Raw genomic sequence first — 11,959 nt, forward strand, 5'->3', positions numbered from 1 at the left:
CAAAAAAAGTGCCAGGCTCTGACCATTCTTCGCGATAAGTCTCTTCAATCGCCGATGGTCACATGAACCTTTTTTGGTACACTCGCCCGTGAGTGGCTGATGGATCTACCAAAGGAAGCAAGAAAACTCATCGGGATAGACATCAAGTCCGTCCAATATGGGTGGCCACAGGGGATGCCTCTGGTTCGAAAGCTTGAACACCAGCTTTGGGAAATAAGAGTCGACCTTGGAAAAGGTATCGCACGGGTTATTTTTACGCTGGTTGATTGCGAGATGGTACTGCTACACGGCTTCATCAAAAAAAGCCAGAAAACGCCTTTGGTAGAGATGGACACCGCACGACGTCGCAAAGGCAACCTATGAGGTTTTTCCATGAACAAGCATATCGGTTCAAATTTCGATGAGTTCCTCAAAGATGAAGGGCTCATTGAAGAGGTATCTGCCGGTGCATTAAAGCGCGTTATCGCCTGGCAATTAGTCGAAGCAATGAAGTCTCAGAAAGTCAGTAAAAAAGCACTGGCTGAGCGCATGCATACCAGCCGCACCGCAGTGGACCGGGCATTGGATCAGAACGATGCTGGTATGACGCTCGCCACATTGGCCAGTGCGGCAAGGGCACTGGGCCAGCGAGTTGAAGTTCGGCTTGTACCTGATCCAGACGCAAGCCCTTCGTTCACCTGAACCACTCTCCATCAAACGATCAAAATAGAGTAATGGCAATCCGCCTTCCTCCTTAAGCCGCACATCTGCCCTATTCAAAGCCTCCAGCCCGCGTTGTACAGTAGCCCCAGCCACGGAGTATCGGCGACAACCATGGCAGGCTTCAGGTGCCTGCCTACGCAAGGAAATGCGCAGATGAACGAGACCTCCGACAATAATCCGTTAAAGCAGGATTTCTCTCACTTCAACGCCGACATGCTGCACACCGTCCTGGAGCTGGTCAGTGACGGGATCTGGGATTGGAACGCCAATACCGGGTTCGTCTACCGCAACCCAGGCTGGTACGAAATGCTGGGCTATCATCGCCATGCACTGGAGAACAGCGTATTCACTTGGGAGAACGTGATCCACCCGGATGACTACCCCCAGGTGATGAAAGTGTTCGACGACTACATCCACCGTCGCGCCCCTCACTACCAGGCCGAGTATCGTTGCCGCAAAAAGGATGACAGCTACCTGTGGATCGAAGACCGCGGCTACGTGATTGCGCGCAATGAGGATGGCTCGGTGGCGCGCATGGTGGGCGCCCACCGCGATATTCATCTAAGGAAATGCGCCGTCGAACAGTTGGAACGGCGCAATCAATCCCTTGAAGCGCTGGTGGCCGAACGCACCCGCGAGCTGTCACGGGTCAATCAACAGTTGCAACTGCAGTTGGATGAAAACCGCGCCTTGGCCGAAAGGGATGCCCTGACTCTGGTCGCCAATCGCTACCGCCTTGAAAAAGTGTTGCTGGAAGAGTGCGACCGCGCCCAGCGCTTTCGCCTGCCGCTGGCACTGATCGCCATGGACATCGATGATTTCAAGTCGATCAATGATCGATACGGTCACGGTGTGGGCGATCAGACGCTGGTGCAGGTGGTTGAATGCCTGCAAAGCTGTATTCGCCCAGGTGACCTGTTGGCTCGATGGGGTGGCGATGAGTTTGTGCTGATCCTGCCGAAAACCTCGGTGGAAATCGCAAAAACAATGGCGGCGAGTGTGCGTCTGAAGTTGAAGAACAGCCCGCTCCGGGACGACTTCAAGGTCACCCTGAGCCTGGGCGTGGCCGAGCGTCAAACGGATGAGGCCCCCGCCGCCTTGATTGCGCGCGCCGATCAGGCGTTGTATCGCGCCAAAGCGGCGGGGAAGGATGGAGTGTCCGAATAACACCCCAGCGTGTCAGCGAACCGGCGGTGCGTACTGGATGCCGCCGTTGTTCCACAGTGCATTAAGCCCGCGCTTGATCTTCAGCACGCTGCCTTGGCCGATGTTGCGCTCGAACACTTCGCCATAGTTACCCACCTGCTTGACGATCTGAACTACCCAATCCTTGCGCAGTTTCAGGTCCTTGCCGTATTCGCCGTCCGCCCCCAGCAACCGCGCGACATCCGGGTTCTTGGTGGTCTTGGCCTGCTCTTCGACGTTCTGCGAGGTGATGCCCATTTCCTCGGCGTTGAGCATCGCGAACAGGGTCCATTTGACGATGCTGAACCACTCGTCATCGCCTTTGCGCACCAACGGCCCCAGCGGTTCCTTGGAGATCACTTCCGGCAACACCACGAACTCATCCGGGTGGGCCATCTTGATGCGCTGGGCGTACAGGCCCGACTGGTCGGTGGTCAGCACGTCGCAACGCCCGGCCTCAAGGCCCTTGGCGCTTTCATCAGCGGTATCGAAGGTGATCGGCGTGTATTTCATCCCGTGGGTGCGGAAGTAATCGGACACGTTGAGTTCGGTGGTGGTGCCGGCCTGGATGCACACCGTCGCGCCGTCCAGTTGCTTGGCTGCGGTGACGCCCAGTTTGTTGTTCACCAGGAAGCCAATGCCGTCGTAATAGGTGACGCCGGTGAACACCAGGCCCATGCCCGAGTCGCGGGAACTGGTCCAGGTGGTGTTGCGTGAGATCAGGTCGATTTCACCGGATTGCAGCGCGGTGAAGCGTTCCTTGGCGGTCAACTGGGTGAATTTCACTTTCGACGCATCGCCGAAAACAGCCGCCGCTACCGCGTGGCACACGTCCACATCGATACCGGTCATCTTGCCCTTGCTGTCTGGTACGCCGAAGCCCGGCAGCCCGTCACTGACGCCGCACTGGATAAAGCCTTTTTTCTGGATAGCGTCCAGGGTCGTGCCCGCCTGGGCGGTGCTCGCCAAGCCCAGCACGGCGGTGGCGCCGATGGCGGCCAAAGTAGTTTTGAATGGGTTCATGCAAGGCGCTCCCTGTCATTCCTTATTATTCGGCGCCCCACAGCCCGCGCCGGTTTATAGTGCTGCCGGGCAGTATCAACGGCTTTGCGCCACTGCCACAAACGACCTTTAGGCAAAGGCTCCTTCCGATTTGGAATGAAGTGCATGATTTCAAAACGCTTGACCCCTTCGATGACGGCCCTGCAATGCTTCGAAGCCGCCGCCCGCCATTTGAGTTTCACCCGCGCCGCCGAAGAGCTGCACCTGACCCAGAGTGCGGTGAGCAAGCAGGTGGCACAGTTGGAAGAGATGCTTTGCCACAATCTTTTCGAACGGGTGCGTCAACGCCTGTACCTGTCGCCGGCGGGCTCGTTGTACCTGGCCGAGGTGCACAAGATCCTCACCCAGGTGGACATCTCCAGCCGCTACATCCTCACCTACGGCGGCGAGACTGAAGTGCTGCGCATCGCCACCCAGCCAACCTTCGGTGACCGCTGGCTGGTGCCCAAGCTCAAGGATTTCGCGGCGAAACATCCGAATATCCATCTGGACGTGCGCAACGAGCTGGAGCCTTTCGACGTGTTGCAGGCCAAGGCCGACATCGCGTTCTTCTTCGGCCAAGGCTCATGGCCGGGGGCGACCTGCATTGAGCTGTTCCGTGAGGCCGTGGTGCCGGTGTGTGCGCCAGGATTCGTCGCCGAAGGCAGCGATGCGTCGTCGCGCCACACCTTGCTGCAATGCACCTCGCGTCCGGAAGCCTGGCACGAATGGTTCCTGGAACAGGGCCTGCACTCGCAGAACAGCTACCACGGCCCGCGCTTCGACACGTTCTACATGTGCATCCGCGCGGCGCAATCGGGCTATGGCGTGGCGCTGGTGCCGCAGTATCTGGTGGCGGATGAACTGGCCCAGGGCAGCCTGATGATTCCCTGGAACTACGCGATGCCCAGCAGCGGCGCGCACTTCATCGCCCATGCCGAACATGCTGGCGAGATTCCCAAGGTGAAAGCCTTCCTCAACTGGATGGTGGAGTACGTCGGCGCACATCCCGACTTTCAGTCATGACCCGGCGACTTTATTTCGTTTGCGGCAAAGGCGGGTGCCCGGCTTAGATAAAAACAAGCCCGTCACTGCCGAGTCCCCGATTCATGAGCCGCGAAACCATCAGCCAATCGATTTCCATCGTTCACCCCATCAGCCTCAGCCACGGTAAAAACGCTGAGGTCTGGGACACCTCGGGTAAACGCTATATCGATTTTGTCGGCGGCATTGGTGTGCTCAACCTCGGGCATTGCCATCCCGGCGTGGTCGAGGCGATTCGTGACCAGGCGACCCAGCTGACCCACTACGCGTTCAATGCCGCCCCTCACGCGCCCTACATCGAGCTGATGGATCGTCTTACCGCATTTATGCCGGTGGACTACCCAATCAGCGGCATGCTCACCAACAGTGGCGCGGAAGCAGCGGAAAACGCACTGAAGATCGTGCGCGGCGCCACCGGCCGCACGGCGGTGATTGCGTTTGATGGCGCCTTCCACGGTCGTACCCTGGCCACACTCAACCTCAATGGCAAGGTTGCGCCCTACAAGCAAAAGGTCGGTGTACTACCCGGCCCGGTGTATCACCTGCCCTACCCCAGTGCCGATAACGGCGTGACCTGCGCCGAGGCACTGAAGGCCCTGGACCGCCTGCTCAGCGTGGAAATCGACGTCAACGACGTAGCCTGTTTCATCATTGAGCCGGTACAGGGCGAAGGGGGGTTCCTCGCGCTGGACATCGAATTCGCCCAGGCGCTGCGACGCTTTTGCGACGCGAACCATATCCTGCTGATTGCCGATGAAATCCAATCAGGCTTTGGCCGTACCGGCGAGCGTTTTGCTTTCTCGCGCCTGGGGATCGAGCCTGACTTGATCCTGCTAGGTAAAAGTATCGCCGGCGGTGTGCCGCTGGGCGCCGTCGTTGGGCGCAAGGCGCTGATGGACAATCTGCCCAAGGGTGGCCTGGGCGGTACCTACTCCGGCAACCCCATCGCCTGTGCGGCAGCATTGGCCACCCTCGACGCCATGACCGATGAACACCTGAAAACCTGGGGTTCACAGCAGCAAGAAGCCATCTTCAGTCGTTATGAGACCTGGCGTGCACAAGGCCTGACACCCTACCTCGGCCGCCTGACCGGCGTGGGCGCCATGCGCGGCATCGAACTGGCCAACGCCGACGGCACACCCGCACCGAAACAGCTGGCCCAGTTGCTCGGCCTGGCGCGGGACGCCGGTTTATTGCTGATGCCCAGTGGCAAGTCACGGCATATCATCCGCCTGCTGGCACCGCTGACCATCGAGCCTGCGGTGCTGGAGGAAGGCCTGGATATTCTCGAGGCCTGCCTCAAGCAGTTGGACTAGTAACGCGCATCGACAGGTTTACCGCCGTTCGGCCAGTCCTTGACCTTGTCCGGGAAGTCCGGCCGCGGTTGGCCTGAGAAATACGCCGCCACGTCCACCGCTTCCTGGTCCGACAAGCCACCCTGCCCCAACGGGAATTTTTCGTGAAAGCCGATCGGCATGTTGCGTTTGACGAACGCCGCTGCCGTGTAGGTGCGGGCCATGCCGGCACCTATATTGAACGATTGATCGCCCCACAGCGGCGGGTAGATCAGCTCTCCGTCGGCACGTGCCAGGCCCTGGCCGTTGTCGCCATGGCACACCGCACATTGCTTGGCGTAGACCTGTTTGCCATTGGCCAGGTCCGGCTTGATCGTCGGGTCGACCTTGCCCACACCGCGCCCGGCCACCTTGTCTTCGGGGCGGGTGTTGTTTTTCATCCAGTCGAAGTAGGCGACCATCGCTTGCATGTCTGCCGATTGCGGCGGCAGGGGTTTGCCATTCATCGAGCGGCGGAAGCAGCCATTGATGCGCTCTTCCAGGGTCACCACCTTGCCCGCGCGCGGCGCATAACTGGGGAAAAACGCAGAGACGCCCACAAACGGCGAGCCGTCCGCCACCGTGCCGGCGTTGAGATGGCAACTGGTGCAATTGAGTGAGTTGCCGACGTTGTTGGGCAGCAACTCCTTGGTTTGCAGGTGCAGGCGCATACCACGAACCACTTGGTCGGCGTTGGGCGCCGCAAGCAACTCGGCCAGACGCGGGGTTTTGAAGGCCGATGAATCGGTGGTGGCCGGGTTGAGTTGGTCACGCAGTTTCTTCACTTGGGCAGCGCTGATCGGCGTACCTTCGTTGCCCCAACGGGTGCGTACAAAGCTGAGGATCTCGGCGATTTCCTGATCCTTCAAACGGGCGAAACCCGGCATGGTGTAGACCCGTGGATGCGTCGCCGTTTGTGCGGTTTCCCAGCCGGTGAGGGTGATGTGCAGCAGTGACGTCGGGTTGCTGGACGCAATGCTCGGATTGCCGGCCAACGGTGGGAACAGACCTTTCACGCCCGTACCATCGCTGCGATGACAGTCGCTGCAGAACTGCATGTAACCCAGTCCGCCGCGACTGGTGAACAAATCTGCAGGTGGCACGGCAGGGGCCTGGGCCACGGACGGCATGGGCAAGTCGTCTTTACCGGGCGGTAGGGATTTCAAGTAGCTGGCGATTGCCGTCAGATCGTCGTCGCTGAAGTGCTGGGTGCTGTGGTGAATCACATCGGCCATGTTGCCGGCGACCGTGGCAAAACGGTTTTGTCCGGTCTTGAGCAGTTGCACGGTGTCTTCCACGGTCCACAGGTTGCGCAGGCTCAGGGCACGCCAATGCTCGACGGTTTCACCGGCCAAGTAGTGCTGGCCGCTGGAACCCTCGTCGCTCATGGCTTTTTCCTGGAACGCAATGCCCCGTGGCGTGTGGCATGAGCCGCAATGGCCCAGGCCCTGGACCAGGTAGGCGCCACGGTTGAGCAGCTCATTTCTTTGCGGATCCGGCATGAAGGGCTGTTTGTCGAGGAAGGCAAAGTTCCACAGTGCCAGCCCCCAGCGCTGGTTGAACGGGAAGCCCATGTCCGCCTCAAGATTGGCCTGCTGCACCGGCTCGACGCCTTGCATCAGGTAGGCAAACAGGGCACGCATGTCGGCTTCGCTCATCTTGGCGTAGGACGGGTATGGCATCGCCGGGTACAGGTTCATCCCCGTCGGCGTCACGCCTTCGCGCATGACGCGGTCGAACTGCTCGAAGGTGTAGGCGCCAATCCCTGTCTCACGGTCCGGCGTGATGTTGCTCGAATAGATCGTGCCCATCGGAGTATTCAGTTCCAGGCCGCCGGCCATCACCTTGCCTTGCTTGGCGGTGTGGCAGGCGATGCAGTCGCCCAGTTGCGCGACGTATTTGCCCTGTTCGATCAGCGAAGCGTCGGGAACGTTGGCGTGCAGGGGAAGAGACAAGCAGAGCGTCGCCCCCAGCAAGGCCAGGCGGGAAAGGGAAAGCGCCATCGCATTAGTCCTTTAATAACCTGGCGTGGAGCGGTCCCCTCAGCGCAGGTCAGTGGTCGTTTTTATGGGTTCATCAGGCCTCTGTGTTGTAACGGTTTTGTGGGCGGGGAGTGTTGATGTGGGTCAGGGGCAGATCACTGGACAAAGGCGTCAGTACTCAACGACTATCCGCCACCTCCCTACTGCACGGACGCACACCATGCTCGACATCCTCCAAGGCACGCCCATTTGGGTCTATGCCATTTACCTGTGGATTTGCTACTACGGCATCAAGGCCTGCGTGGGTGGACGCGAAAATCGTCGCTCGCTGGTGATCCTTCCGGTGGTGCTGGTGGTGTGGTCGTTGATGTCGTTGGCACCCTCAATCTTGTCGAGCGGCGCCTGGGTCGCCGGCGCGGTGCTGGGCAGCCTGGTGGGGATGGTGCTGTTCAACGTTGAAGGGGCGCAGCTGGATGCCAATGGCGAGACCCTGGTATTGCCGGGCACCTGGAAAACCCTGCTGATCTCGCAACTGTTCTTTGCGGTGAAGTACTACTTCGGTTACCAGCAAGCCGTGCATCCGCTGCTGCTGAGCACACCGACGATGTTGATGGCAGTTGGCGGCGTATCGGGGTTTACCGTAGGTCTGTTTTGCGGACGAGCCGTACGGCTGCAGCGGGTGCTGACGGCGTTGCGTCGGGATAAGGGCATTGTGCTGCCTTGACCTGACCTCCCTCCCCCCTGAAAATGCCCGACGCTTTTTTGTCCTCGTTTACTGAAGTAGTGAAATTTCAATGTCCGATTCTTACACCGAAAAATCCGCCCCCGAAGAATCCGTAGTCGCCTTGCCTTCCAAAGCCGACTACGAAAACGCCATCAATCTTTCACAGCATCTGCCTGCGGCCAAGATCATCAGTGAGATGGTGCTGGACGCTTTCCACACGTCCAAGGAAAGCGACCAGATCCGCGAACTGCGCGTGGCTATCCGTCAGGCCCACGATGCTTTCGACGACGACAAGGCCTACGACCTGATGGGCCAGCTCAAGCAACTCAAGGACGCCGAAGCCGCCGATAACGCTGCCCTGGAAGACCTGAGCAGCAAGTTTTCGATCAGCCGCATCCTGTCCAGCTTCAAGGACGATCCTGAATTCCAGGAGTTGGTCTACGGCCTGGCGTTGAAAGTGCTGAACCAGAGCCACCAGGCCATCAGCAACCCGAGCGCCGGCAAGAGCAAGGCCTCACGACCCAAGAAAGAAGCCGAAGTGTTTGTGATCAGTAAGGATGGCATCAGCGTCACCCTGCCGCTGCGCACGCCGCGGTCCAAGCTGAACGTCGACCGTGAGGCGTTCGAGTTCCTGGGTTTCAGCTTCGTGGGTGAAGGGGATGAAGCGGAGTTGGAAGTTGAGAGTTTTGTGGATAACACCGGCGCCGAGCAGCCGCTGAGCCGCAAGAGCGTGATCACTGCGCTGCAGCAGCAGAGTGCGTTTGATGGGTACAGCATCGCGCAGCAGTAACACCGCTAACCCCATGTGGGAGCGGGCTGGCTCGCTCCCACAGTTGTTTTGTGTTGCTTCAACTGACCTGCGCTGCAAACACCTCGCGAAACCGCGCCATACCCCGTTTGTCCCCCACCGTGACCCGTACCCACTGCGGCCAGCTGTCAAACACCCGACCAATCATCACGCCCTGCGCCGCCAGCTTCTCGATCACCTGCTCCGCGGGTTGCTTCACGTCGATCATGAAGCAATTGGCCTGGGAGGCGGTGCAGGTGAATCCACGCCCCTTCAACCAGGCCATGGTTTCATCACGCAGTTGATTGTTGAGCGCCTTGCGTTGTGGCAACAGCTTTACGTCCTCCAGGCTGGCAAGACCGCCGAGCAAGGTGGTGCCGGCCGGCACGTTGTCGCCGCCAAATACGGCGAGGCGCTCCAGCAACGCCGGATGCCCGACCGCCAAGCCCAGGCGGGCTCCGGCCATACCGTAGATTTTCGAGAAGGTGCGCAGCACCAGCAGCTCGTCGTGGTCCTTGACCCAACTGACCACGCTGGGTACGTCAGCGAAGTCGATGTAAGCCTCGTCCACCACCAGCACGCTGCCTTTGGGTTTGTTCGTCAACGCGTGGCGGATGGCGTCGACGGGCGTAACGGTGCCGGTGGGGTTATTGGGGTTGCACACGTAGAGCATGCCGGCTTGGGGATCGGCGGCGAGCATGGCCTCGATGTCGTGGCCGTGGTCGGCGTTCAGGCTGACTTCCTTCACCGGCGCCTTGTTCGCCTGCGCGGCCTGGCGCGGTACTTCGTAGGACGGCGCCGCCATCACCAGGCCGCGAGTTTCGGTGGTGAACGCCAGCACTGCATAGCGCAAGGCCGCCATCGAACCGGCAAAGACCGCCACCTGTTCTTCGGCAATCCCCTGCTGTTGGGCAAACAGTCCTGCCAACGCATACATATGCCCGTAGGGATAAAGCCCAGCGGTGGCGATACCTTGCCGCATCGCCTCACGCGCAGCGCTTGAGGGGCCATAGGGGCTTTCGTTGTAATTGAGCCGCACCTTGTCAGGCTTCGCCGGCGGTGGCGTCGCCATGGCCCAATCGAGGCGCCCCAGCAGTGGCAGGGCTGCGCCCAAGGCGAGAAGAGACCGACGACTAACGCTGACCATGTGGCAACTCCTTGTTGGCGAGGGATGGATTCGCACAGCACGTACAGAAGGGTATGACGATAAAAATACCCGGCGATTTAAACCTGCGCCCAAGAAAAAGCCCCGCGGTTCTCTCGAAGGCGGGGCTTTTTCACTGCGGGACCACTCAGTGAGCGTAAGTCAGCAACAGCTCTTTCGGCACTTGGAAATCCAGGGACATCATCACGCTGAGCGCGGTGATGGTGAAGATCGAGAACACGAACAGCTTGCGTGCCCAGACGGTGTCATCCACCGCCTTGTAGCCGGTCCAGGCCATGTACAACCAGTACATGCCCATGGCGGCGGCGACGGCAAGGTAGCTCATGCCGGCGTAGCCACTGAAGGTCAACATCAAGGTCGCCACGAGGAAGGCCAGGATGTACAGCAGGATGTGTTTCTTGGCGACCTGGATGCCACGTTTAACCGGAAGAACCGGAATCGACGCAGCCAGGTAGTCATTGAAGCGGAAAATCGCGATGGCGTAGGAATGCGGCATCTGCCACAGGCTGAACATCACCAGTAGCGTCAGCGCGGCCATGTCGAAGCTATTGGTTACAGCCACATAACCAATCACCGGCGGCATCGCCCCCGACAGACTGCCCACCAGCGTGCCGTGAACCGACTTGCGCTTGAGGTACAGGCTGTAGAGGCCGACGTAGATGACAAAGCCGATCACGGCAAACAGCGCCGCCAGCGGGTTGGCCACCTTGTACAACAACGCCACACCGGCAACACCCAGGACGGTCGCGTAGATCAGTGCCAGCTTCAGGGAGATAAGGCCCTGGACCAGCACGCGATTCTTGGTGCGCTCCATCTTGATATCGATGTCACGGTCGATGCAGTTGTTGAACACACAACCGGAAGCTACCACCAGGGATGTGCCGATCATTGCAGCCAGGAAGATGGCCAGATCGACATGTCCCTTGGAGGCCAGGAAGAAACCGCCCGCCACAGAAAGCACGTTACCGAAAATGATCCCCGGTTTGGTGATTTGGATAAAGTGCTTAAGCGACATCGGGTCTTACCTCACTTCGCCATCATGAACGTATGGATGCTGAACATGATCCATATCGACAGGCCAACCAGCAGTACGATTACGATCCCTGCGAACACGAACGCAACCACGTTGTCGCGCTGTTCTTTGGAACGGTCCAGGTGCAGGAAGTACACCAGGTGCACCAGTACCTGAATCACCGCGAATGCCAGCACGATCATCAAGGTGATCGACTTCGGCAGGGTCGGGTACATCACCAGACCGAACGGGATGAGCGTCAGGATTACCGACAGGATGAAGCCGATGGCGTACGACTTGACGCTACCGTGGCTCGCATCATGGCTGTCATGGTCATGGGAGTGTGCATTAGCCATTACAGAGTCCCCATCAGGTAAACAACGGTGAAGACGCAGATCCAGACCACGTCCAGGAAGTGCCAGAACAGGCTCAGGCAGGTCAGGCGAGTCTTGTTGGTGTTGGTCAGGCCGTGCTTATTGACCTGATACATCATCACCGCCATCCACAGCAGGCCGGCAGACACGTGCAGACCGTGGGTACCTACCAGCGTGAAGAACGCGGACAGGAAGCCGGAACGGTGCGGGCCGTAGCCTTCGGAGATCAGCAGGTGGAACTCGTTGATCTCCATGCCGATGAAGCCCAGACCGAACAGGAAGGTCAGTCCCAACCAGCTCAGTACGCCTTTCTTGTTGCCCTTGTAGAAGGCCAACATGGCGAAGCCGTAGGTGATCGAACTGAACAACAGCAAGGCGGTTTCGCCGAGCACGTAAGGCAGTTCGAAGATGTCGTGGCCCGACGGGCCACCCGCTACGTTGTTTACCAGTACCGCGTACACCGCGAAGATCGACGCAAACAAGATGCAGTCGGTCATCAGGTAGAGCCAGAAACCGAAAACGGTCATCGGCCCCGAGTCGTGGTGATGGTCATCGTGCCCATGGTCATCGACATGGGCGTGTCCAGCATTGGTCACTAAGTTCGACATG

The 11,959-nt window shown here is 59.3% G+C and carries 13 protein-coding genes; 7 read left to right on the top strand and 6 right to left on the bottom strand.

The window, feature by feature from the left end:
* The first annotated feature begins 99 nt into the window (after positions 1-99).
* From CI807_RS00550 to CI807_RS00560, 3 genes are all read left to right on the top strand, one after another.
* Positions 100-363: a type II toxin-antitoxin system RelE/ParE family toxin gene (locus tag CI807_RS00550; protein ID WP_095013478.1), complete on the top strand. Its 264-nt coding sequence runs from the start codon at positions 100-102 to the stop codon at positions 361-363.
* 9 nt (positions 364-372) lie between these two features.
* Positions 373-681 carry an XRE family transcriptional regulator gene (locus CI807_RS00555; protein ID WP_095013479.1) on the top strand — a complete coding sequence of 103 codons (309 nt, stop codon included), beginning with the start codon at positions 373-375 and terminating at the stop codon, positions 679-681.
* Positions 682-855: 174 nt separating this feature from the next.
* Positions 856-1,869: a diguanylate cyclase gene (locus CI807_RS00560; RefSeq protein WP_095013480.1), complete on the top strand. Its 1,014-nt coding sequence runs from the start codon at positions 856-858 to the stop codon at positions 1,867-1,869.
* 12 nt (positions 1,870-1,881) lie between these two features.
* Here the strand turns inward: CI807_RS00560 and CI807_RS00565 are convergent, their stop codons facing one another.
* Entirely contained in the window at positions 1,882-2,910 is a 1,029-nt protein-coding gene (locus tag CI807_RS00565; RefSeq protein ID WP_033896227.1) for an amino acid ABC transporter substrate-binding protein, read from the bottom strand.
* Positions 2,911-3,054: 144 nt separating this feature from the next.
* Here CI807_RS00565 and CI807_RS00570 point away from each other — a divergent pair, with 144 nt between their 5' ends.
* Both CI807_RS00570 and CI807_RS00575 read left to right on the top strand, forming a co-directional pair.
* Positions 3,055-3,954, top strand: a complete 900-nt coding sequence (locus CI807_RS00570; RefSeq protein WP_095013481.1) for a LysR substrate-binding domain-containing protein — start codon at positions 3,055-3,057, stop codon at positions 3,952-3,954.
* Positions 3,955-4,037: 83 nt separating this feature from the next.
* Complete coding sequence (locus CI807_RS00575; protein ID WP_095013482.1) at positions 4,038-5,288, top strand: aspartate aminotransferase family protein; 1,251 nt, start codon at positions 4,038-4,040, stop codon at positions 5,286-5,288.
* Here CI807_RS00575 and CI807_RS00580 read toward each other — a convergent pair.
* Entirely contained in the window at positions 5,285-7,309 is a 2,025-nt protein-coding gene (locus CI807_RS00580; RefSeq protein WP_095013483.1) for a c-type cytochrome, read from the bottom strand. The two genes, CI807_RS00575 and CI807_RS00580, sit on opposite strands and share 4 nt — an antisense overlap.
* Before the next feature lie 64 nt (positions 7,310-7,373).
* Here CI807_RS00580 and CI807_RS00585 point away from each other — a divergent pair, with 64 nt between their 5' ends.
* Together CI807_RS00585 and CI807_RS00590 are read left to right on the top strand one after the other, a co-directional pair.
* Entirely contained in the window at positions 7,374-8,012 is a 639-nt protein-coding gene (locus CI807_RS00585) for a DUF6622 family protein (RefSeq protein ID WP_371857991.1), read from the top strand.
* Between the two features lie 70 nt (positions 8,013-8,082).
* Positions 8,083-8,802, top strand: coding sequence for a hypothetical protein (locus CI807_RS00590; RefSeq protein ID WP_095013485.1), 720 nt, complete (start codon positions 8,083-8,085; stop codon positions 8,800-8,802).
* A 58-nt stretch (positions 8,803-8,860) separates the two neighbouring features.
* Here the strand turns inward: CI807_RS00590 and CI807_RS00595 are convergent, their stop codons facing one another.
* The 4 genes from CI807_RS00595 to CI807_RS00610 form a co-directional block, all read right to left on the bottom strand.
* Positions 8,861-9,946 (bottom strand): pyridoxal phosphate-dependent aminotransferase, encoded by a 1,086-nt coding sequence (locus CI807_RS00595; protein ID WP_095013486.1) that lies wholly within the window; start codon positions 9,944-9,946, stop codon positions 8,861-8,863.
* Between the two features lie 145 nt (positions 9,947-10,091).
* Positions 10,092-10,979: a heme o synthase gene (cyoE, locus tag CI807_RS00600; RefSeq protein WP_003194050.1), complete on the bottom strand. Its 888-nt coding sequence runs from the start codon at positions 10,977-10,979 to the stop codon at positions 10,092-10,094.
* Between the two features lie 11 nt (positions 10,980-10,990).
* Complete coding sequence (cyoD, locus tag CI807_RS00605; protein ID WP_016979640.1) at positions 10,991-11,332, bottom strand: cytochrome o ubiquinol oxidase subunit IV; 342 nt, start codon at positions 11,330-11,332, stop codon at positions 10,991-10,993.
* Positions 11,332-11,958: a cytochrome o ubiquinol oxidase subunit III gene (locus tag CI807_RS00610; RefSeq protein ID WP_016979641.1), complete on the bottom strand. Its 627-nt coding sequence runs from the start codon at positions 11,956-11,958 to the stop codon at positions 11,332-11,334. Before CI807_RS00610 ends, cyoD begins: the two co-directional genes overlap by 1 nt.
* Position 11,959: the final 1 nt, after the last annotated feature.

Origin of the sequence: Pseudomonas sp. NS1(2017) (assembly GCF_002269425.1) — a bacterium.
GTDB classification, from domain to species: Bacteria; Pseudomonadota; Gammaproteobacteria; order Pseudomonadales; family Pseudomonadaceae; genus Aquipseudomonas; species Aquipseudomonas reactans.